Below are 21143 nucleotides of genomic sequence, written 5' to 3'. Positions count from 1 at the left end.
ATGCACTACGATGTCGCGATGCGCCACCAGCAGGCGCTCGATCCCAGCGCGCTGACCACGATGGCAGCCACCCTCCACGCGATCGGTGCCGCCATCACCGACTGCCGCAACGCGGGCAAGGACCCCGAGATCGACGCGGCGGTCATCCTTCTCGCCCGCCACCTCGGGACTGTCTGCGAACGCCGCCCGGACGACATGGCGCTGCGCCGCAACTGCTTGGACCAGATCGCCGAGATCCGGCGCCACCCTGTCCTGCGGACCCTCGCTTGTCGTGGTGTCGCCTACGACGAGGCTGCCAAACGCACCTTTCACAGCGAGGGGCGCATTGCCATGCGCCGGCTCGCCGAGGCCCTTGGGCTGGAGGCCGATAGCTACGAGGTCCGCTCCAACAAGGGTGGTCCGGCTGTCTCGGGCGAGATCACCCTCCACGGCGAGGAGGTGTACGTCCACCTCAGCCTGGGCGCGATGGGGGCCGGCCGCGAAATCCTGTTCCGGCGCTGCAGGGGGCGCAAGGACTATACCGGCGGGCGCAACCACTTTGCCTCGATCGCCGAATTGCTGGCCCCGGACCGCTTCGCCGACCGGCTCCGCCGCGAACTCGCGCTCTCGCCGCCGGTCCGGCAGTCCGAGCGCCTCTTCGCCTGACGCCGCCAGTTACCAGGCCGCCGCCCTTTTCCGGAGCCGTCATGCCACCCATCGCCCAGCTCGCAGCCGCGGCAGCGGCCACTCGGTCCTATCCGGCCGTCCCCGGCCTGCCGGACATCGCCATCACTTCCGAGATTGTCGCCGCGATCCGCGCCGGCGCCTGGATCGTCTTCAACCTCTCAGGCGGCAAGGACTCGAGCGCGGCCCTGTTCGCGGTCAACCTTCAACTCGATTCACTCGGCCATCCGCGGGCGCGGCGGATGGCGATCCATGCCGATCTTGGCCGCGCCGAATGGGATTCGACCCCCGATACCGTCGCGCGCATAGCCGCTAGCGCCGACGTGCCGCTGACAGTCGTGCGCCGGGCGGCCGGCGACCTGGTCGACCGCTGGATCCAGCGGTTCGAAAGCGGCAAGCGCCGCTACGAGGCGCTCGAGACCTACAACCTGATTGGTCCCTGGTCGTCGGCATCGCTCCGCTTCTGCCAATCCGAGATGAAGGCGGCCGTGATCGGTCCGGCGCTCGCCAGAATGCTGCGAGGCCAGCAGATCATCTCCGTTCTGGGCCTGCGCCGCGACGAAAGCCACAACCGCGCCGCCACCCCGATCGCCAAGGCCGATCTTCGCCATGCCAAGGCCGGGAACCGGCACGGCACCGCGATCACCCTCTGGCACCCGATCGCGTATTGGAACAGCGAAGACGTATTTCGTGCTCACGGCACGCTCGGCATCACCCTGCACGAGGCCTATTCGATATGGGGCGCAACGCGCCTCTCGTGCCGCTACTGCATCTTCGCCTCGCTTCACGACCTGTCGGCTTCTGCCGCAGCCCCGGCGAACACCGAGGCTTATCGCGAGCTCGTCGGCATCGAGGCGCGATCGACCTTTCCATTCCAGCCGACACGCTGGCTCGCCGACATCTCACCGCATCTGTTGAGCGGCGGGCTCCGCGCGGACGTTGAACGCGCCAAGGCCGACCAGCTCGAGCGCCGGCATCTCGAGGCCTCGATGCCGGCAGGCCTCAGATACGTCAAAGGCTGGCCTCCGCGGATGCCCACCCTCGCCGAGGCCGAGGATATCGCCGCGGCACGGCGGCCCATCCTGGCGCGCCACAGGCTCGAGAACCGCTATCCGACAGGATCAGCCGTCCAGGCGCGCTTTGCAGAGCTGAGGGTCGCGGCCGGGCGGCAGATGTCGTCGTGACGACGATCCATGCCGCCGCCGGCTCCTTCCGGATCGTCGCCCGCATCGAGGACCCGCCGCCCCTGGGCTGGCGCTTCTGGATGCTTGCCGGCTTTCCGGGCGATCCACTGGATCCGAGCGCCTATGGCGGCTCGCGCTGCCTCGCGCTTACCGTCGTCGACATCGATGGCAGCGACCGCTGGCTCTGTGCGATGGAGCTCGACCACAGCCTCCGCCTGCTGTGCTCCCATGATCTTTTCCCCTGCCCGAGCCAGGCAGGTGCGGACGCCTTCGCACACGCGATCATCGCCCGCCACGCGCGCCGGCCCGCGCTCCTCTGACCCACGGACCACGTCCCATGCAGACCGACCGCAGCCAGCGCTGGCGCGAACGGCGCGCTCTGTGGGCGCGCGATCTCACGCTGATCGATCCCGGCGCCTACAGCGTCGACGTCATCGATCACGCCGCCGCGCGCGCCTTCATCGCGCAGCACCATTATCTGCCCCGCTATCCGGCCGCGCAGCTCGCGGTGGGGCTGTTCGCGCGCAAGGGCGCGCTCGAAGGCGTTGCCGTTTTCGCCGTTCCGACCACCAGCGCCGTCGTCTCGCGCCACACCGGGTTTGACGATCCTCGCCGCGGCTGCGTTCTCGCGCGCCTCATTCTGACCGACGCCGTGCCGCAGAACGGCGAGAGCTTCTTCGTCGCGCGGGCCTTTCGCCACCTGCGCCGGGAACGGCCTGGGATCGAGGCGGTGGTGTCGTACAGCGATCCAGGGGCGGGGCATATCGGCCGCGTCTATTGTGCGCTCTCGGCCGCCCACCGCGCAGTCACGAAGCCGCGATCGGTCCTTCGGGTCGGCAACATCACGATCTCGGGGCGCACGCTGTCCAAGATCCGCCTGGGCGAGCAGGGCCAAGCCGGCGCAATCGATCAGCTCGTCTCGCTGGGGGTCCCGAGGCCGCGTATCGGCGAGGAGCCGCGAAGCTGGTTGTGGCGGCTCCAGCGCGAGCGCCATCTCGTCACGCATCAGCAGGCTGGGCTGTTCGCCTATTGCTTCGAGCTGACGCGCGAGGCCCGCCGCCGCGGCCGCACCCTTCCGCGCCTGCCGTATCCCAAGGCCCTTCCGCCGCGAAACGCGCTGCTTCCGCTCATTTGGCGCGATCAGGAGACCCTCCATGGCTGACATCACGCAGCTGCCCGTCATAACCGCGGCCGATGCCGAAAGCATCGGCTTCGCCCGCTTCAACGACGTGCCGACGCTTCCGATCGACATCCCCGACGGCAACTTCACGATCAGCGCCAAAACCACCGACGGTCGTCGGATCACGTTCTTCTTCGGCGAATACAAGCGCGGCTCCCCGCCAAGCTTCGTCGACATCCAATATCACGACAACGGGACACGCATCGCCAACGCGAACGGCGGTACGTCACCGACCTTCGACATGCTGACGATCGGCCTGGGCGGCCGGAACGTCTTCGACAGCCGCAGGCTCGGACCCGACGACAAGCCCTCGATCGCCGTGATCCTGATGGGCGAACCGACCGTCCCGGCACCCCAGCACGACACGGCCGCCGGATAACTGGCGAGACCCGCTTTCGAGAGGCGGCCCGAAGACACCCGCCTCTCCGGCGATGTCGCATCGGACAAGCGAGGGGAGGGGGGCCTTGAGTTTGGCGGCATTCAGCCGCGTTCAAGCCCGAGGCCCCTATGATCACCTCTGCCACGCCGAGGCCGGTCGACACCATCATGGTGTGCGCGCCGCCGCCGGTCGTCCTCGCCTATGGTATCGGCGTGGACTCCACGGCCCTGCTCTGTGGAGAATCGATAATCTCATATGGCGCTGGCGGTTGAAGGCGGCATCCAGCGGCCGTCGAGAACCATTAATCTCATCTGCAGAATCGGTTCTCGATTCGCCGGTGGCTTCCGAGAATCGATAATTGATTCCGCCATAGGTTATTCGATGCTGTAGCCGAGCGCGCGATATCCGGCGTGGCGCTTGGCGGCCATGCGCGAGAGCATCGGGACCGCATCATCGGCATAGTCATAGACGAGCACGTCGGTTTTCCCCGCGTGCCGGCGATGCAGGCGCCCTACATACTGGGCGAGCGTCCCTTTCCAGGAGATCGGCATGGTCAGGAACAGCGTGTCGAGACGGTCGTCATCGAACCCTTCGCCGATGTAGCGGCCGGTTGCGAGGATGAGCCGCTCCTCGCTGTCAGGCACACGCAGTGCGGCGTCCGCTACCTTGCGTTCCGCCGCGCTCATTCCACCCCGCAACACCACCAGGTTCCGCACGAACCGGGATAACCGGCCCTGCAGATACTCGAGATGGTCCTTGCGCTCTGTCAGGATTATCGGCGACCGCTTCGCCTCTAGGGCACGCAGCACGTCATCGAAGATAAGATCGTTTCGGGCCTCGTCCTGCGCCAGCGCCGCATAAACCGCGGGCATCGGCGGTCGGTCCATGATGGCGAGCGTCTGCGGCAGCCGGAAGGCCGTGCGCCGTTGCCGTGTGCGATGGGCGATCCCGCGGCGGGCAGCCTGGGTTCGCGCATCCACCCGATAGCGGATCGGGCCGCACTGCATGAAGATGATCGGCTGATGCCCATCCTTGCGCGCAACCGTGGCGGAGAGGCCGAGCACGAACCTGGCCTTGGCGCGCCGGGCTACAAGTTCGAAGCTCGCTGCGGACAGGTGATGGCATTCATCGACGATGAGGTGACCATAGTCGCCAACCAGATCCGAGACCTCGCCGCGCCTTACGAGGCTCTGTATCAGCGCCACGTCGATCACGCCTGTAGGCTTCCGCTTGCCACCGCCGATTGTGCCGATCAGCTTCGGATCGATATCAAGGAACGTTCGCAACCGTTCGACCCATTGGCTGAGCAACTCCTTGCGATGGACGAGCACGAGTGCATTGACCTGCCGTTTTGCGATGAGGTGTGCGGCTACCACCGTCTTGCCGAACGCCGTTGTCGCGGCCAGCACCCCGTCATCATGCGGATCGAGCGCGTCGACCGCCTTTTGCTGGGGTTCTTCGAGATCACCCTGGAACGACAGACCGTCCGGGAGCGGAGTCCCTGCCATTCGCTGGTCGTCGATCCTGACAGTGCTTCCGTGAGCAGCTATAAGCGCGACCAGTTCGTCAAGGCATCCTCGCGGCACCCCGATATGTTTCTGGTGAAGCTCCGCGCAGGAGATGATCCTCGGCTTGCCGAACGTCGGCAGGCGCATGGCCTGCGCCCGATAGAACTCAGGATTCTGGAACGCCGCGAGCCTGACGATTTGCGCGGTTAGCGCCGCCGGCAACCCAGTCCGGTCGATGTAGACCTGATCGCCCAGCACGATATCGAGTGTTCCAGACAGCGGTTCGGCCACAGGCAACAAGGGCGGCCGCCGTGACGGTGTCATCCGCCAGGGCTCGGCGGCATGCTCGTCATCCACCGGTATCCGAACACCCAGCACCCGCCCGCGCATTTCCGCGTCGGCCACCATGCGCGCGGCGTCGTGCACATCCAGCTGCGACAGCGAAGACAGGAACGCCCATTGATCGGGATAGGGGCGCAACTGCTCATCCACGAACAGGCTGTTTCCCCGCCTGCGGGCGTGCCCCTGCAGCGGCAGCGCGATCAGATTGCCGAACCCGCCGAGCGGCATGGTGTCTTGGCTCGGGAAGAAGCGATCATAGGAGCCGAACCCGATCTCCGGACGCCGCTCCATCGTGTCGGTCAATAGCGATGCGCCCAGCGCGCGGGCGGTTCGTGCCGGCACGGCGTCGGCGAAGAAGATCCAGACATGGCCGCCATTGCCGGATCGGGATCGCTCGAGCGCGGCGGGCACCCCTCGCAGGCGGCAGGTTTCCATCATGGCGAGCGCGTCTTCGGCCCAGTTCGCCTTGTCAAAGTCGGCCGCGAGGAATCGGCAGCTCTCGTCCGCAAGCAGCGGGTAAACGCCCGCCACAAAGTCGCCGGCATCCGATCGCGATAACGCCCGCCCACGCAGATGTTTGTCGATCACCTCGTCCGTCACGGGCAGGAACGCCTGGTGTGCGCACTGGCCGCATTTGACCTGCGGCTTGTCGCAGAGTCCGCGTTTCCACTCATTGCCGCAGGCGGGTGCATAGCCACCGCGCCCGGTCTTGCGATTGTCCCAGCGCAGTGGGAAGACATCCTCGCGACCGGCGAACAACCTGCGGAACAACGCGACCTTCTTATCTGTCGGCGATGTCGCGGTCACCGGAGCGTCGGAGAATAGGGAGATCGCGTCAGCTTTTCGGTGCTCGGTCGATTTTTGCGTCGCGACGGCGTCCAGCGCTGCGATCACCGCTGCCCGCTCGTCATCCAGCGCCTTGAGCCGGGCCCGCAGCCGCGCCACCTCATCCGTGCCGGCAGATCCGTTCACATTGCTGCAGTCGTTTCGGGCAACCGATCACGATAGACCCCACGGATCACTTTTTCTGCGCTCTCGCGGTCATAGAAGGGCTGCAGCTTTCGGCTTCCAGCGATCGCCGGCACTAGGCCGGCATTTCGCAGATGGTGATGAACCCTGACGGCATGGGTAGCTTTCCTGGGGATACGCGCTAACTCGGCAGCGCTGACGAAGCGCGCGCCGAACGCTTCGACCTCTGCTCGCCGCAAGGCGGGCATGATCCTGAGCGGCGTCTGTTTCCTGTCGATTGTCAGCCATCCCATTTGCTTGAGCCTTGCAACCGTTGGGATGGTCACGGCGAGGTGCCGCGCAGCTTGCGCCATGAGCATAAACATCGGATCGTCCTCATATTCGAGGCCGGCGATCACCGCGTCGGTATCGACCAGTATCTGCGCAATGCCCCGTTCACAGCGCAAGCGGCCCGTAGCTTTGATCTGGCCACACAGCAGCCCGCCGATAATTGTCTCCGAGGACCGATAACAGATGCGCACGGCCCGCAGGATCGTCTCGCTGCCTGGCGGCGGCGCTGTGACGAAGGGCGCATCGCCGTGCAAAGCAGTAAGGAAGCGGTCGAGATCTGCCAGACGATACTGCGCCGGGATCGACGCTCCACCAAGCGGGAAGGCGCGGGGAAGATAGTGTCGCGCTATGAGCGCCTTGAATAGGCCGAGACCGACGCCAAGATAACGCCGTGCGTCCTCGGGAGAACAGGATTCGCGGAAGAAGGCCGTCAACGGCCCCTCGAGGGATTTCGGCACGACCATACCCCGGGCGTTGCTGGGCAGCGAGTCGATCAGCCTCAATGCCGCAGCTACGGTCGCGATACGTTCAGCGGATACGCCGCAGAGCTTCGCCAGACCGCCTAGCGTGGTGAGATCGCCTTCTGTTGCGGGTTGGCGGAACAACATCGTGCCTGCTGTTATCGGCACATTCTTCACCACATGATTCTTGAGGGTCTCCCGGATTGGGTCGAGAGCCGGATTGGTGGACAGACCGAGCCAGTATTGCAGACGCCCATAGACACCCACGGGCGTCAGACGCTTGAGCGGACATGCTGCCAGCATCCCGTCCAGCATCTTTTCGAACTGGTCGGGGAAGTCCTCGCAGACCGCAAAGCCCGCCGTCATGGTGCGGGCACGCTCCGCAGGCTCCTGCCGGCGCCAGCTGACGATTAATCTGCCCCAGCGTGCGACCGAGCCCACCCATTGCATGATCTCGGCGGCGTCCGCGAACGCCAGGCTGTCGAGGAATGCGTGGGAGATGCGGGGGCCATCACCAAGCCTGCCGACAAGATAGGCATCGCCGATCCTGCCGTCCGACGTGATCGCTTCAGTACATTCCTGCGTCAGATCGTGCCCACACGTGCAACGCGCTGGTGACAGGTTCGAACGGCGGAACGCGTGCCGACAGGCAGGACATATCGCCAGCAGTGCTCGACCATGATGAGGACAACTCGATACCTTCGCCAGATCCCACCAGGAGCGCCGCCACGGCCGACAGGCGACCGGCCCGTGACCCTGCTCGATATCCGATCGCATGCAGTCCGGGCAGATACGGGCGAAGTGACAACTATAACTGATATTGCCGCTGCGGCTCACAAGCTCACCTACAAGGGCGCTCCCACCCTCGGTCTGCATTATCGAGTTACGAAGCAATGTTTCGAGCGGGACGCCGCTGAGCCGCGCGATATCGTGAAAGCGTCGCCCACGCTCCATATCCCGAACGAAGTCGGTCCGATCGACCAGCGGCACTTGACGCGCAAATTCCAGCCGGGTTTCACAGCCATGCCGCAAGGCAAGGCGGTTGAACAGTGCCCAGCCTGGCTCGAACGCTGCCGGCCGCACCCGCAACGCAAGTCGAGTTGCCGATGCTGTCATAATCCCTCGCGCACGAAGGGCCGCAGGGGTTGCGCGCCCCTTCCGCGCAGCTTTGTGACGCGGCTCATGTTTTTGGGCGACGGAGGCACAGAGTCGCGCAGCCAGATTTCGCGCAGGCGTTCGGCCGAACACAGGAAGGGGTTGTCATAGCGGGCCGGGCCGCCGCTCGGAACTGACGGTTCATCCTCAAGGATCGCATCGAAGTCGAGCATATCCCTGACGTCGGGCTCATAAATCGGATGCCAGCCCGCGTGAACCTCTCCCAACAGGTTCAGATCGATCGACCGCTGGCCGATCGCCAGTGCCACGCTCAGGGCCTCGCTCAGATATTTGGAGACGATCCCGATCTCGCCGCCCGTTGCAACATAGATGCGTTTCGCCATCTCGTGCTTCGCGAGGCCGGACGCATCCGGCAACCCCATCATCTTTTCCATGACGCCGAGCACGCCAGAGAACATCGTGCGACCGCTCCGGGTCGCCCAGTCATAGGGCTTGAGGATGATCGTCGGTTGCAACCGACGGCGCAGTTGCATCGTCTTCTCGCCCGGGACGGAGATGTCGAGCAGCCGGGGAAGACCCGCGATCACGATCTGGACTTTCACACGGTTGAGCAAAGACTTGATGAACTCGGTCACTTCCGCCGTCATGTCGGGATTATTCTCGTTCACCATGTGATGCCCTTCATCGATGAAGATCATCTCGGTGCCCGTCTCCTCGGCATAGAAGGCGATCTTCTCGATCACCTCGCTGGTGTTCCAATGGTCCCGCGCACGATAGCCATAGGCGCCGAGGATCGCCCCCACCAGCGCCCGTCGCGTCGTCCGTTCCGGTGCTTCGACGTAAACGATGCGGCGGACATCGGCATCCTCAGTCGCGCTGTCGGGATAGTCGGCCATATAGTCCTCGAGCGCCGTCGTCTTGCCGGACCCAGCAGAGCCGATGATGAGCAGGGCCCGGGCCTTGAAGCGTCGGCTGTCCTCGCGCGGGCGGTATCGGCCATGTAGCTCGCGGATCGCTGCCTTCGCTTCCGTGTGGCGCGAATGTGGGATCACCGTGGTCTCGAACGCAAGCACGGCGTCGGGTGCCGCTGGCCGTGCCGATAACTTCGCGGCGCGAAGATGTGTCATCGCTTCGGGTCCGACCATTGTGCAACCAGAGCCTCGATGTCCGCGTCGAGATCTACGATGGGCGGCGATGGCGCCGGTATCTGCTTCGCCACAGGTGGTGCGGTCTCTACCGCCGGTCCCTGCGTTCGTATTTCAGGCGGTCGTTTCTGGCCTTCGATCGGCGTGAAGTAGCGACCGTCGGTCTCGTACCGCGCCGCCCGCGTCTTGCTGCGGACTTTGCTCGCCTTGCTTTGCAGCTCTTCCGCCGTCTGTTCGGCAAGACCGCGCGCCGCTTCGAGATCGGCGACCGTCACCGGCGCATTTTTCGGCAGGCTTCGCTTTGCTATCGAACGATGGATCTTGTGCTGATATTTGGAGACGCCCCGCGATATGCTCTGGTCGACACACGGGATCATCAGCCATTCGCCGCGCTCGTCGTCGAGCAGCCAGACCTCACCCAGATCATAGGGATCGTAGCGTAACTCCCAGTCCTTCTCCAACCCGCCGCGGCGCGCCAGCAGGGGTTCGAGCTTTTCCCGATCAGCATAGAGCAGTCCCTCATATTGGATGCCGATGTTGGAGATGCGCCGGAAGAAGGTCTCTCCGGTCAGCCGCACAATATGGTCGAAGTCGGGAACCGGGCGCACCGGGTAAAGCGCGCTGAGTTCTCGCCAGCGCTCATAGGGCGTGCATTTCAACGTATCGTGGACGTTGTGATGATAGTCATCGACGATCCACTTGAGGATGCGACTACGCATATCCTCGAGCGACAGTCTCGCCCGCGCCACCGGATCATAGAGATCCATGGTCCGCGACAATGTCGTCCCTTCCTCATGGCTGAACACCTGCACGCCGATGGTCTGGAACACGCGCTCGACCGCGCCCTTCAACCATGGCATTTTCACCGGCAGATTGACGATGCCGATATCGAGCATCCTGGCGGCCGACTGCAGCGATTGCGACCGGAACTCCTTGCCGTTGTCGCAGATCAGCCATTCGGGCACGCCGTGGCACGGCCAGTCATGCTCAATATGGGCGAGCCCGGAGAGATCCTTCTTCCATAAGGAATGCGCAAGCGCTCTCTGAAGTGAGGCATAGGACGGCGCCTCGAAGCTCAGATGCACCCCTACGATCATGCGGGTGGCGCGATCGAGAAGCGCGGTTAGCCAGGGCCGCCCCAAGGCGCGGCCGCTCTCCGGATGCACCACCACCAGATCGATCAGACAATGATCCACCTCCACTTCTTCGAGCGGCCGTTCGGGCGGGCTCCGCCGCTCGAAGATGCCGAACTTCAGCCAAGCGGCGCGCCGGCCGAAGCGACGCTCATATTCCTGCCGCTCGGTATAATTGTCGCGGATAAACACCCGGAAGGTGCGGTCGCTGACCGCAGGAACATCTTGTTCGCGGCACAGATCGACATAGCGGCGATAGGCATAGTTCTTCCGACGCCGCGGCATGCCCAGATACCAGACTTCCACGGCCTGCCGCATGAGCTTGTAGGTATCGGGGTGATCGCCGTCCTCGCGCGCATAGCGGGGTTGGCGTGCCCCGCGTCGATGATAATGCGGAATCAGGAGCCGGACATCCCGGCCGTGCCGGCTCCATACGCTATACCACGCCCGCACTGTATAGGGATTGGGCCGGGTCGCTGCCTTGGTGCGGCGCGGCACGCCGTTCCCTTTTCGCCGCTCCGCGGCCATCCGGGCCGCAAGCGCGGCATCCTCGCGTTCCCATTGTTCATGATGCGCGTCGAACACGGCCTCAGCGGCAGCGGCATAGGCGCCCATGAGTGTCGGATGCTCGCCGCGGATGGCGTCGACCATGCGTACATAGGTGTCCCTGCGCTCGGCCTCGCGGCGGATTTCTTCGGGCCAGAACTCCCAGGTTTTTTCGAGCGTCTCGGCGATCGCCTTGGGCAGGCCGTCCGCATTGCAAGGATGATGCGTCAGCCGCCGGGCACCATAGACGATGTCGATTTCATCGTCGCTCCATGTTCGCGCATCGCTGCCGCTCTGCGGTCGTAGCAGATAGCCACGGCGCTTGCGCTCGATCACCAACCACAGCGCCACCTGACCTTGATCGTCCCGGATCGAGAGCGTGTCGCCTTGCTGGAAGCGCATCGGCGTTGCGTTCATTTTGCATTCCTTCCCCGCATGAGGACGGTGTCGTCATCGAGCGGTCGATCGAGATCCACCGCAAGCTCGCCGACTGCCACCAGGCCGAGCACAATGTTGACATGCACGGGCCGGCCGCCGAGTGCCTCGGCGGCTGCGCCCAGGTTCGACGGAAAGGGGAGGCGGGTGATTATGGTCTGGATTGCGTGGAGGTTTTCTGCCGCCAGCACCGCCACCGTTGCGCGCAGCCGTCGCGCATTCGACAAGCGTGGCTGTCGCCGGATGTCCGTGTCGAGCCACATTTCGTGCCGGGAACCTCGGGCCGCGCACTCGGCTTCAATTGCTGGCAACCGTCCGCCCAATGTGGGGTCTGCCGCCAATCGCGTGGCCAGCTTCACCTGTCGGTAGATGACCTCGCCGCCCACCGTCTCCAGCCGGATATCGGGGGTATAACGCCGCTGTCTGCCCGCTTCCGTCCAAACGAAGGTTTCCGGTTGCACCCCGAACTGGGCAACATCGGGATCGAAGTCGAGAAGCAACAGCGCATCGCGCTCGAGCAGGCTCTCATAAGGTAGCGCATCGCTTGCCTTGATCGACTGATACCAACCCGTGCACGATCTTTGCCCCGGCCGTCGTGCCGGGTTTCGGGCGAACCGCACCGTTGCGCCAGAATGCAAACGGGCAGATTTGTCGGTCACGCTGGCATCCGCTATTTTCCTTACGAGGACGACTCGAATTGCCGGCTCAGTATAACTGCTTCCGCAAAGGGCGCTAATCGGTTCCGCTCAGACCTGCTCGTCGAACTCGATTCGCGGGGCGAGCCGCCGGACTTGGTTCTCACGGCCGATCCCGGCGCCGAGAAGCCTGATACGTACGAGTACCAGAAGTTGATCGCGGCGTGGATGGCCGCGCGGCGCATCCCCTATGAGGTGGTCCGCTACGTGCCGCAGCGCTTCAAGCACTGGCCACCCTATTACTCGATCCTGGCCAACGTGCTCACCAATGCGACGCTCCCCAGCATCAGCCTTGGCCGGCATAGCTGCCTCAAGTGGAAGGTCGCGCCGCAGGACGCCTACCTCAAGCAATGGGCGCCGGCCCAGGCCGCGTGGCAGCGAGGCCAGAAGGTCGTTCGGCTAATCGGCTACGATGCCTCGCCTGCCGACACGCGTCGCTACGCGCATGCGTCCGCGTTGAACGATCCGCTGTTCGAGTGCCGCTATCCGCTGCGCGAGTGGAACTGGAGCCGCGACCGGTGCGCCGCGCGTATCGAGCAGGCCGGTCTTCCGATCCCTCCGAAATCGAGCTGCTTCTTCTGCGGGGCCATCCAGCCGGACGAAGTACGGGCGCTGCCAACCTGGTGCCTCAGGCTGATCGTGCTCATCGAGGCGCGCGCGGAACCTCGGCTGCGCACCGTCGAGGGGCTCTGGCGGCGTTCGACCAGGACGAAGCCCGGCAGGATCACCGACTTCATCCGCGGCGAGCGGCTGCTCCCGGCAGCCGAGATCGAAGCCATTCGCCGCGATGCGCCCACTAATCTCATCCGGTTCCAGGATGCAGCGAGCATCGTACCGCTTTCCGAGCGGCCGACGATGGAAGCCTGGATCGAGACCTTCAACGCTGGCCTGATGGAGGCTGCATGACCGACCAGCTATCCCGCATCGCCGAACTCAACGACCGCTGCCGGCACGGCCTCGATCCGACTGCCCGCGTCGTCATCACTGCGGCTTGCCTCGCCGCATTTGCCGGCGAGCTCTCCGCCCAAGCCGAGCTGCTCTCGGCGATCCGAGGTTACGCATTCACGCGCGACGATGGCCCGGAACGCTCTCGCGGGGAGTTCACCGTCCGTGGTCAGGCCGTCCGTTTCGCGATCGACTATTACGACCGCGCGCTGGAATGGGGATCGGAAGACCCTGGCGATCCGCACGTCACCACGCGAGTCATGACGATCATGCTGCCCGAGGACGACTGATCCTGGGGAAAGGGAAGGGGAAGCGGGTCGGGGCCGTCGGCGCGTGAATGCAAGTCGGACTCTACCCTGCAAACGCCCCGGGCCCGCTGCAGACGCGCCTTTCCGCATCCATCGTCCATCCAAGGGAGAAGCCCATGCGCCGAATCGCCTTCGCCACGCCCGCTGACGGGCACGCCATTGCGATAGCCGTTGAGCGGCTGCGCGAAGCCCGTACCTTGCTTCGCCAGGCCGGAGCGCGTCAGGCTGCGTCGGCCGCCGGCAAGGCGATCAGCAGCGCAGAGGGCGCGGCGCGCCATGTCCAGCATCGTATCCGGAGGACGATGGAATGAGCCGTCACGACCTTCAGCCCAAGCCGGACAGACCAGACGTCGTCCGTGCGACGGTCGGATGGGACCGGCCGCTTCAGACCTTCTTCGCGCAAGTCTTCTTTCGCACCGAAGACGAGCCCGCAGAAGGCGAGCCCCTCGTCTGGATCGGCACGGAGCCGGGCGAACTCCTCTCCGCCGAGGCCGCGATCGCCGTGGTCGCGCCTCATGCCGTCATTCCTCCCGATCTCTGCCGGCAGCTCACTGCCGACATGCAGTCGTCCATCGGCATCGAGGATGGCAGCCAGCAAGTCGCCGCCAAGCGCTACCTGTTCGGCTCGACTCACTGAAGCTGCAATCAGACAGATGCCGGCGCGGCCGAGCCGCTGCCGCCACGATCCTTTCCAAAGCCCGATCATCACCGGTCCCCGCGATCACCGCGTGGTGGCCGAACGTGCGCGCTGCGTCGCGCCCAACCAGAGGAGACCATCATGGCCGACCGGGTATCCGCCTCCATCGTCATCGGCGGCGCGCTTGACGCTCCCGCCTTCGCAGAACTTGCCGAACTCATTGCCGCCGACCGGCTTGCCGTCGAGTGGGACGGCGATCCGTTCGAGCCGGAACATCGCGTCGACGGCGAGCCGCTTCGCCTGTTTGCGCACGAAGTCGCAGGCGGGCGCTTCGAGGAGATCGAGGACTGGTGCATTATGCATCGCGTCCCCTTCGTACGCTGGTGCGGGGGCTATTCCGGGCAGTGGGGACCCGAGCGCGTCGTTGCCATCGGCGACGGCAAGGCGGTGTCCTATGCTGTCACCGAGGACGACGAGGTTGTCATCAGCCGCAGCATCATCACGGCGCTTGGCTCGCTCGATGCGATCTTCGCTCATTTCGATGCAGCGGAATTCGTCGTGCCGGCGCTCGTCGTTGCGGATGCCGCTTCCGCGCTCCCCTCGACTGCCGGAACGCACCATGTCCAATAGCTACACCAAGGCGGCGTTCGACCTGACCGTCACCGTCGCCGAGGCCGGCATGCTACGCCGGGTCATCGCCGCGGTGGAACTGATCGACGACACCGAGGCCGGGAGCGACGTTCGCGAAGCGCGTTATGCCAGCCTTCGCCCGGACTTCGCCGCCCTGTTCCCGCGCGGCGACGAGGACCCGTTTGCGGGACTGCTCGACCTCTTCGAGGATCCGCAATATCCCTATCTCGATTTCCATGTCGCGTTCAGCGAGGCCGACCAGCTCGGCCAGGTGCTCGTGACCTTCTCCGGCGAGCAGTTCGGAATCGATGTCGCGGCCAAGCTGATCCAACGTTGCGCGCGCTCGGCGCTGCCCTTCGGGTTCGAATGGGCGTCGGATTGCGACAGGCTGCGGGTCGGGGAGTTCGGCGGCGGCTATGTCGTCATTACTGAACACCGCGTCAGCTATGGCCACACGACCCAATTGCTCGACCGTGCAATCGCCCGCGCGCGCGACGAAGGCGCCGATGGATTCGTCCTCGCGATCCGCGATCCGCAGCACGGGCTCAGCTTCTGGAACGACGATGCCGGCTTTGACCGATTGTCGCGCGCGCGGGTCTTCAGCGAAGCCGAGGCCGCGAACCATGACGTGCCGCTCGCGCACGACCAGCGCGAATGGCTGGCGATGCCGGAGCCCCTGCGCCTTTGATCCGAACGTCGCGATTGCGCGATCGGCACAGACGTATAGCATCGTGGCTGGAGATGCCGATGACTTCGATACCCACCGATCACGACGCGATGCTGGCGGCGCTAACCCGGCTGATACCGATCGCGATGAGCGATACCGGCCAGGCGCGCCGGGTCGCGAACTTCCTGATGGCGTGGTGGAACGGGCCGGATCTCGGCCATTTCGAGATCGCCGACCTGTTCGGATTGGATGTCGCTGTCGCCAACGATATTGCGACCATCGTCGGCTATCTCGGACAACGCCCCGGCGCTATCTACATCGATGCCCTCGGCTTCGCCGAGGAGATGCAGGACATCATTGCGCTCTGGCGCAAGCCGGTCTCGGCTTCGACCTGACCGGGCCTCCGTACCCGAATTTCTCGAACCGCGGCCGCCACAGACACCCCCCGAGGGGCGCCAAACCTTGCGCGGCATTCATCGCGCGCCATAACGTGAAGTCGTCGGGCGAAGATCGCCAGGGCGTATCCTTTCGTGGGAGGTGCGGTTGCCGGAAGAGAACAACCTTGTCGCGATGACGATCGAAGTCGTCGCAAGTTACGTGGCGCACAATAATATCCGACCCGAAGACGTGCCGGACTTCATCGCCAAGACCCACGCTGCGATCGCCGGCATCGCCAAGGAACCCGAAACACCCGCCGAAGAGACACCGGCGGCCCAGCCCGAGTTCACGCCGGCCGTCTCCGTGCGCAAGAGCCTCGCTTCGCCTGATCACATTCTTTCGATGATCGACGGCAAGCCCTACAAGTCGCTGAAGCGACATCTCAGCAGCCACGGCCTGACCCCTGCCGAATACCGCGTCCGCTATGGTCTCAAGTCCGACTATCCTATGGTGGCGCCCGGTTACTCGGCGCAGCGGCGCGAGGTAGCCAAGCGTCTCGGCCTGGGTCGCAAGCGGCAGGAGCCCGAAGCGCCCGCCAAGGCAGCACCGCCGTCAGGGGACGCCGCGCCCGCTCCGCAACCGAAGCCCCGCGCCCGCCGCGCCAAGGCCGAGGACACGCCCCCCGCCCAGGCCGGCGCCAAGACGCCGCGGCGGCGCAAGCAGCAACCCGCAGACGCTGGAGCAGTCGAAGCCTGAGCCTTAGGGCCGAGGCACCTGCGACGACGGTACGATCCCGACGGCGCCGAAGAGGCGCTCGTCGGAGCGGCGCTGACGCGCCTTACTCGGCCGAACGGCCGAGGAGCTGAGTGGGTGAGAGAGAGTGTTCGGACAAGGGGTTCGAGCGCTCAATCTCAGGAGACTTCCCATGAACATCGGCACCATCACCCAGAACGCCAGCGGCACCTACACCGGCAAGATCTCGACGCTCACCGTCGCGATCGTGATCGCGCTTCGGACGGTCCAGTCGACCAACCCGCGCGCGCCCAAGTTCGAAATCCTCGCACTGTCGGCCGCCCGCCAGTGGGTGCAGGTCGGCGCCCTCTTCGAGCTCGCCTCCAACTCGACCGGCGAGACCTTCCTCAACGGCAAGATCGAGGATCCGAGCCTCGACAAGCCGCTCTACATCTCGGCGTTCCGCCAGGAGGACGGCTCCTACAACATCGTCTGGTCGCGCCCCACCCGCCGCCGCGAGGCGCCCACCGACACGGTCGCAACCGACGACGGCCTGCCGCCGCTGCCGGGGACCGAGCAGCCGGCCGCACCCGTGGGAACCGACGGTCTGGGTGAGTCCTCGGCCGAAGGCGCGTTCGGCGGCAGCGAGCCCGCGCCGGGCGGCCGCCGGCGCCGCACGCCCGAGATGGCGGACTGATCGCCGCCAACCGATTGGCGCGCAGCTCCTCTGCGCGCCGACGCCACGACAGGGCCTGCTTCGCATCACCGCGAAGCGGGCCCTTTTTTTGCCAGCGTGCGACCACGTTCTCTTCCCGTCGGCAACACATCATTGAACAAACCCACCCAGTGATGTATATGCCTATGTATATGCAAAGGAGTCTGCCGTGACGCCCGATCATGAAGCAACGGTCACCAGAGAAGCGAAGCTGTTCCGCAACAACAAGAGCCAGGCAGTGCGCATCCCGGCCGATTTCGAGCTGCCTGGAGATCGGGTCATGATCCACCGGGAGGGAGATCGACTGGTCATCGAGCCGATCCGCCGCCGAAACATCGTTGAGGTCCTTGCGAGCCTCGAACCCCTTGGCCCCGAGGATGAATTCCCGGACATCGACAGCACCTTGCTTCCGGCCAAGGCCATCGAATTGTGACCCAGCTCTACATGCTCGATACCAACATCGTGTCGGAACTCGCGCGAAACCCGCACGGCGCCGTAGCCACCCGGATCGCGCAAGTCGGTGCCGATGCGATTTGCGTCAGCATCATCACCGCGGCCGAGCTGCGCTACGGCTGCGCGAAGAAGGGGTCCCCCAGGCTCCTGGCCCAAATGGAGGCGATCCTCGGCAGCGTGTCCGTGCTTGCGCTCGATGTCCCGGCGGACACTGAATATGGCGGTATCCGAGCCGAGCTGGAGAGCGCGGGCAAACCCATCGGGCCCAACGACCTCTTCATCGCGGCTCATGCCTATGCGCTCGGCGCCACATTGGTGACCGCCAACATCGGCGAGTTCTCCCGCGTCCGGGCCCTCAAGGTGGAGAATTGGCTGAGCGACGTCCATTGAGGCGTTCGCACCGAGTGACGATAGCTCCCCAAAGTCGCCGGTCCTCTCCGTCTGCCCGGCACGCCGTCCAACCCTGTTCCGCTCAACCTCCAAGACATGCCGATCCAACCGCCTCCCGCTGCGCACCCCTCGCTGTTCATGCCCCTGAACCGGCCGCCCCGCGTCCACCGCCCGCCGAAGATCGGCCGCAACGACCCGTGCTGGTGCGGATCGGGCAGGAAGTTCAAGGCGTGTCACGACGGGCGTGAGCGGCTGCCGCAATTCAACCACCACCATGTTGCCGAGGCGTTCCGCAAGGAGCTGCGCCGACGCTACTGCTCCTATGCCGGCGAGGCCGGCGAGCCATGTGGCGCCGAGATCATCGGCGCCCACACTGTCCAGAAGGAAGGCGGGCTGCGGGCGATCTCGCGCGCTGGGAAGGTCTATTCTCTCATCGCGACGATGGGCGGGCTCGAGAAGAATGGTGGCCGCCTCGACCCGCGGCTGGTGGGCATCGGCGACGCTTCGGTCTTCCCGGGCTTCTGCTCGACCCACGACAACGATCTCTTCAAGCCGATCGAGGACAAGGACTGCGCGATCGGCGCCTGGGAGGCGCTGCTCTTCGCCTATCGCGCGGTGTCGTTCGAAGCCTTCTTCAAGCGCGCCATGCTTGCCGTAGCGCCGCTCTTCGCACGGTTGGACGAGGGCCTGCCCGTCGAGGACCAGGAACTCGCCCAAAACATGGCGCGCAATTTCCATCACGGCGCTCTCGCGGGCGAGGCCGGCACGCGCGCCCGGAAGGCGGCCTATGACGCGCGGGTCCGAGCCCGGGACGCGAACGGCTTCTCCTATGCCTGGACACGCTTCAACGGGCTCCTGCCACTGGTCTGCTGCGGCGCGTTCCTGCCCGACAATGATCTGACCGGTCGCCCGCTCCAACGACTTGCCCATGGCACGGGTACGTTCGAACAGGTCACGCTCAACATCACATCCTATGGCGGCCAGTCGGTCATCGTCTTCGGGTGGACCGGCGGGCCCGAGGGCCCGGCGGAGCGCTTCGTGCGGTCCTACCAGGACCTCGGGGACGATGACCACGCCGCCGCCGCGGTCCGCCTTGGTCTCGAATATCTCGAGAACAGCTATCTGAGCCCAGCCTGGTGGGACGCACTGACCAACGCCGAGCGCCGCCGTCTCGTCCGCCATTCGATCGAGACCCACGGTCCGCGTACGGCGGCCGTCTCGCTCGGAGTGCGCCAGCCAGTCCCCCATCTGCACCTCCGCGTCATCGACCGGGGCGGGAGCCTGCCGACCCCGGTCTGAGCCGCCGGCCGGCGGTTGGTCGTTGCAGGGGCGCCGCGTCCCAGGGCGCCGCGGCCTTCCTCCGCCTGTTCCTGCCACCTGCGGCGTGACAGGCCGGCCCCGCAACCCCTGCCGGTCGCCCGTGTTGCCGCTCTCGCGGCTGCCCGCGCCAGCTCCCTTCAGGAGTTCCCCTCCGCTCGCGCTCCGGTGCGGAGCGGGCCTGCACGCCGCTCCCCGGTGGCACCGGCGGAAAGGCCGCTGGACCCAACAAGGAGCATCGCCATGAACAACGTCAACATCGCCGGCCGGGTCGCCAAGGATCCCGACACCCGCGGCAGCGTCACGACCCTCATCGTCGCGACCGACCGCGTGAAGCTCAGGGACGGGAAGACCTATGTCGACGAGGCGACCGGCTATACCGCCAAGGAAACCGAGTTCCACAAGGTCACCTGCTTCAACGGCCTTGGCAAGGCGGCCGCGTCGCGCGAGAAGGGCAATGTCGTCGCAGTGACGGGCCGGCTGCACTATTCGAGCTGGGAAGACCGCGACGGCATCACCCGCTATGGTTGCGAGATCATCGCGGACAAGCTCGACTTCTTCTGAGCGAATGCCCGGGCGGCGCTCCGGCGCCGTCCGGATCGGTCGAGCCCCGCTACCGCGCGTCAGCGTCAACGGGCGGCGCGAGCGGCGACACCGCGCTCGCATGGACCCACGCTCGGGCAAGCTGGCCGGTGAGCGGATCGCGATACACCACCAGGCGCCAGCGCCCCTGCCGCCTCTCGATCGCCAGCGCCATTCCGTCGGGCGCCTTCAGCACCACGGCGCCCTCGCGCCGCGGTTCGCGCCGAAACGTCGCATCCCGGCTCAGCTCGGCCCTTGGAAGGTCCGCGACATAGGCTTCGTCCGCGCGCGCCTCGGCCTCGTGATAGCGACGGGTCTCCTGTTGAAGCGCCTCCACCTTCTGGTTCAACGCGGCGAACGCCGCTTTCTCCTCGGGCGACTGATCAGGATGGAGGGCGGCGATCGCCAGCAACAGGCCGAGAATACCGGCCAGCCAGCCGGACCATTGGAACAGGCCCATCTCGTGCAGCTCGGCGATCGTCCGCGGACCGAGCTGCTGCACGAACCCGACGATGAGGTCGATCAGCCGGCCCTGCAGCTCGGCGCTTTCCTCGTCCGTCGACGCCGCAAGGATCGCTTCGGCGATCCGCTGCGTCTCAAGCACCATCTCGGCCGCGAGCGCCGTCGCCGACTGGACCACGCCTTCGCTCGCGCGAAGCGTCATCGCATCGAGCAGCCGCATCTGCTCGGCAATGGCCCCAAATGCCGACAGGCGCGGCAGCGCGTCCTCGATCATCCGGCGGTAGGTCCCGCCGGTCGCCGCGGCGGCGATCGCGCTCGCCATCGTCGACCGGTTCAGATCGAAGGTCTTCACGGTGTCGAGCAGGCTGCTCGAGAGGCGACGCTGGTCGTCGAGCAACCCTGCGTTCCGGTCGACGATGCTGCGCGCGGTTTCAGAGATCGACAGCGCCCAGGCACTGCTGGTGAGCTGCCGGAAATCGCGCTGGTGCCGACGATCCCGCTCGAGCATATCGAGGACGCCGCGATAGGGAGCGCCGAAGTCCAGAGCCAGCCGCTTTCGCACGTCGGTCGCCTCTAGGATAACCTGGGCGGCGGTGCCGCCGCCGAGCAGCTCGCGGTAGCGCCGGGTGCGATCGCGCTCCTCGCGCAGGAGGCGCTCGACGCTGCTCTCGGGAAAGCCAAACGGATCCTTCATGCGCGCGATCCTGTCAGATCGTCCCCCTCCGCGCGACCGGCAATCGCCGCACCAGAGCATCCGCTGGAGGGCGGCGCATCCCGGCCTTTCGCGCTGCTCAGGCCGGGACCGGCGCTCTACTCGCCTCCGGCTCCCGGAGCCCCGCGA

The 21143-nt window shown here is 65.7% G+C and carries 24 protein-coding genes; 18 read left to right on the top strand and 6 right to left on the bottom strand.

Features of this window, described 5'->3' with window-relative positions; all coding sequences use genetic code 11:
- From BSL82_RS13555 to BSL82_RS13535, 5 genes are read left to right on the top strand one after another with little or no spacing between them, the layout of a single operon-like run.
- Nucleotides 1-645, top strand: coding sequence for a hypothetical protein (locus tag BSL82_RS13555; protein WP_066518937.1), 645 nt, complete (start codon nucleotides 1-3; stop codon nucleotides 643-645).
- Between the two features lie 41 nt (nucleotides 646-686).
- Nucleotides 687-1847: a phosphoadenosine phosphosulfate reductase domain-containing protein gene (locus BSL82_RS13550; RefSeq protein WP_042469268.1), complete on the top strand. Its 1161-nt coding sequence runs from the start codon at nucleotides 687-689 to the stop codon at nucleotides 1845-1847.
- Nucleotides 1844-2167, top strand: coding sequence for a transposase (locus tag BSL82_RS13545; RefSeq protein WP_066518905.1), 324 nt, complete (start codon nucleotides 1844-1846; stop codon nucleotides 2165-2167). The genes BSL82_RS13550 and BSL82_RS13545 overlap by 4 nt, the downstream gene beginning before the upstream one ends.
- 17 nt (nucleotides 2168-2184) lie before the next feature.
- On the top strand, nucleotides 2185-3009 hold the full coding sequence (locus BSL82_RS13540) for a Mom family adenine methylcarbamoylation protein (RefSeq protein WP_066518903.1): 825 nt from the start codon (nucleotides 2185-2187) through the stop codon (nucleotides 3007-3009).
- Nucleotides 3002-3406, top strand: a complete 405-nt coding sequence (locus tag BSL82_RS13535; protein WP_042469264.1) for a hypothetical protein — start codon at nucleotides 3002-3004, stop codon at nucleotides 3404-3406. Before BSL82_RS13540 ends, BSL82_RS13535 begins: the two co-directional genes overlap by 8 nt.
- 374 nt (nucleotides 3407-3780) lie before the next feature.
- On the opposite strand, the gene BSL82_RS13530 is transcribed toward BSL82_RS13535, so the two are convergent.
- Genes BSL82_RS13530 through BSL82_RS13510 form a run of 5 tightly spaced genes read right to left on the bottom strand, consistent with a single transcriptional unit; the run spans nucleotide 3781 to nucleotide 12050 of the window.
- Entirely contained in the window at nucleotides 3781-6228 is a 2448-nt protein-coding gene (locus BSL82_RS13530) for a TOTE conflict system archaeo-eukaryotic primase domain-containing protein (protein ID WP_072597916.1), read from the bottom strand.
- Nucleotides 6225-8132, bottom strand: coding sequence for a TniQ family protein (locus BSL82_RS13525; protein WP_083579210.1), 1908 nt, complete (start codon nucleotides 8130-8132; stop codon nucleotides 6225-6227). The genes BSL82_RS13530 and BSL82_RS13525 overlap by 4 nt, the downstream gene beginning before the upstream one ends.
- Nucleotides 8129-9259 carry a TniB family NTP-binding protein gene (locus tag BSL82_RS13520; protein WP_158010897.1) on the bottom strand — a complete coding sequence of 377 codons (1131 nt, stop codon included), beginning with the start codon at nucleotides 9257-9259 and terminating at the stop codon, nucleotides 8129-8131. Before BSL82_RS13520 ends, BSL82_RS13525 begins: the two co-directional genes overlap by 4 nt.
- The gene (locus tag BSL82_RS13515; RefSeq protein ID WP_072597913.1) at nucleotides 9256-11373 is read right to left on the bottom strand and encodes a TnsB C-terminal domain-containing protein; all 2118 of its coding nucleotides are present in this window, start codon (nucleotides 11371-11373) and stop codon (nucleotides 9256-9258) included. The genes BSL82_RS13520 and BSL82_RS13515 overlap by 4 nt, the downstream gene beginning before the upstream one ends.
- Nucleotides 11370-12050 (bottom strand): hypothetical protein, encoded by a 681-nt coding sequence (locus BSL82_RS13510; protein ID WP_072597912.1) that lies wholly within the window; start codon nucleotides 12048-12050, stop codon nucleotides 11370-11372. The genes BSL82_RS13515 and BSL82_RS13510 overlap by 4 nt, the downstream gene beginning before the upstream one ends.
- Nucleotides 12051-12101: 51 nt before the next feature.
- On the opposite strand from BSL82_RS13510, the gene BSL82_RS13505 reads away from it, so the two are divergent.
- The 13 genes from BSL82_RS13505 to BSL82_RS13445 all read left to right on the top strand — a co-directional run bounded on the left by BSL82_RS13505 (nucleotide 12102) and on the right by BSL82_RS13445 (nucleotide 19822).
- Nucleotides 12102-12992, top strand: coding sequence for a hypothetical protein (locus BSL82_RS13505; protein ID WP_072598791.1), 891 nt, complete (start codon nucleotides 12102-12104; stop codon nucleotides 12990-12992).
- Nucleotides 12989-13321 (top strand): DUF3768 domain-containing protein, encoded by a 333-nt coding sequence (locus BSL82_RS13500; protein ID WP_030541247.1) that lies wholly within the window; start codon nucleotides 12989-12991, stop codon nucleotides 13319-13321. Before BSL82_RS13505 ends, BSL82_RS13500 begins: the two co-directional genes overlap by 4 nt.
- Before the next feature lie 134 nt (nucleotides 13322-13455).
- Nucleotides 13456-13650 carry a hypothetical protein gene (locus tag BSL82_RS13495; protein WP_030541248.1) on the top strand — a complete coding sequence of 65 codons (195 nt, stop codon included), beginning with the start codon at nucleotides 13456-13458 and terminating at the stop codon, nucleotides 13648-13650.
- Nucleotides 13647-13976, top strand: coding sequence for a hypothetical protein (locus BSL82_RS13490; RefSeq protein WP_048574951.1), 330 nt, complete (start codon nucleotides 13647-13649; stop codon nucleotides 13974-13976). The genes BSL82_RS13495 and BSL82_RS13490 overlap by 4 nt, the downstream gene beginning before the upstream one ends.
- 141 nt (nucleotides 13977-14117) lie before the next feature.
- Nucleotides 14118-14606, top strand: a complete 489-nt coding sequence (locus tag BSL82_RS13485; protein WP_030541250.1) for a hypothetical protein — start codon at nucleotides 14118-14120, stop codon at nucleotides 14604-14606.
- Nucleotides 14596-15294: a hypothetical protein gene (locus BSL82_RS13480; protein ID WP_048574952.1), complete on the top strand. Its 699-nt coding sequence runs from the start codon at nucleotides 14596-14598 to the stop codon at nucleotides 15292-15294. The genes BSL82_RS13485 and BSL82_RS13480 overlap by 11 nt, the downstream gene beginning before the upstream one ends.
- 59 nt (nucleotides 15295-15353) lie before the next feature.
- Complete coding sequence (locus BSL82_RS13475) at nucleotides 15354-15668, top strand: DUF7673 family protein (RefSeq protein WP_030541252.1); 315 nt, start codon at nucleotides 15354-15356, stop codon at nucleotides 15666-15668.
- Nucleotides 15669-15816: 148 nt separating this feature from the next.
- The gene (locus BSL82_RS13470; protein WP_226998468.1) at nucleotides 15817-16407 is read left to right on the top strand and encodes a Ros/MucR family transcriptional regulator; all 591 of its coding nucleotides are present in this window, start codon (nucleotides 15817-15819) and stop codon (nucleotides 16405-16407) included.
- A 169-nt stretch (nucleotides 16408-16576) separates the two neighbouring features.
- Entirely contained in the window at nucleotides 16577-17080 is a 504-nt protein-coding gene (locus BSL82_RS13465; RefSeq protein ID WP_030541254.1) for a DUF736 domain-containing protein, read from the top strand.
- A gap of 187 nt (nucleotides 17081-17267) precedes the next feature.
- Nucleotides 17268-17531 (top strand): antitoxin, encoded by a 264-nt coding sequence (locus tag BSL82_RS13460; RefSeq protein WP_047100244.1) that lies wholly within the window; start codon nucleotides 17268-17270, stop codon nucleotides 17529-17531.
- Between the two features lie 11 nt (nucleotides 17532-17542).
- Nucleotides 17543-17941 (top strand): type II toxin-antitoxin system VapC family toxin, encoded by a 399-nt coding sequence (locus BSL82_RS13455; RefSeq protein WP_197418072.1) that lies wholly within the window; start codon nucleotides 17543-17545, stop codon nucleotides 17939-17941.
- A 96-nt stretch (nucleotides 17942-18037) separates the two neighbouring features.
- Complete coding sequence (locus BSL82_RS13450) at nucleotides 18038-19240, top strand: YecA family protein (RefSeq protein ID WP_048574954.1); 1203 nt, start codon at nucleotides 18038-18040, stop codon at nucleotides 19238-19240.
- A 261-nt stretch (nucleotides 19241-19501) separates the two neighbouring features.
- Nucleotides 19502-19822, top strand: coding sequence for a single-stranded DNA-binding protein (locus tag BSL82_RS13445; RefSeq protein WP_042469252.1), 321 nt, complete (start codon nucleotides 19502-19504; stop codon nucleotides 19820-19822).
- Between the two features lie 49 nt (nucleotides 19823-19871).
- On the opposite strand, the gene BSL82_RS13440 is transcribed toward BSL82_RS13445, so the two are convergent.
- Nucleotides 19872-20996 (bottom strand): hypothetical protein, encoded by a 1125-nt coding sequence (locus BSL82_RS13440; RefSeq protein WP_066518892.1) that lies wholly within the window; start codon nucleotides 20994-20996, stop codon nucleotides 19872-19874.
- Nucleotides 20997-21143: the final 147 nt, after the last annotated feature.

It is taken from the genome of Tardibacter chloracetimidivorans, from assembly GCF_001890385.1.
GTDB classification, from domain to species: Bacteria; Pseudomonadota; Alphaproteobacteria; order Sphingomonadales; family Sphingomonadaceae; genus Tardibacter; species Tardibacter chloracetimidivorans.
The sequence above is the reverse complement of the archived record's forward strand: the minus strand, read 5'-3'. Positions and strand labels throughout refer to the sequence as shown.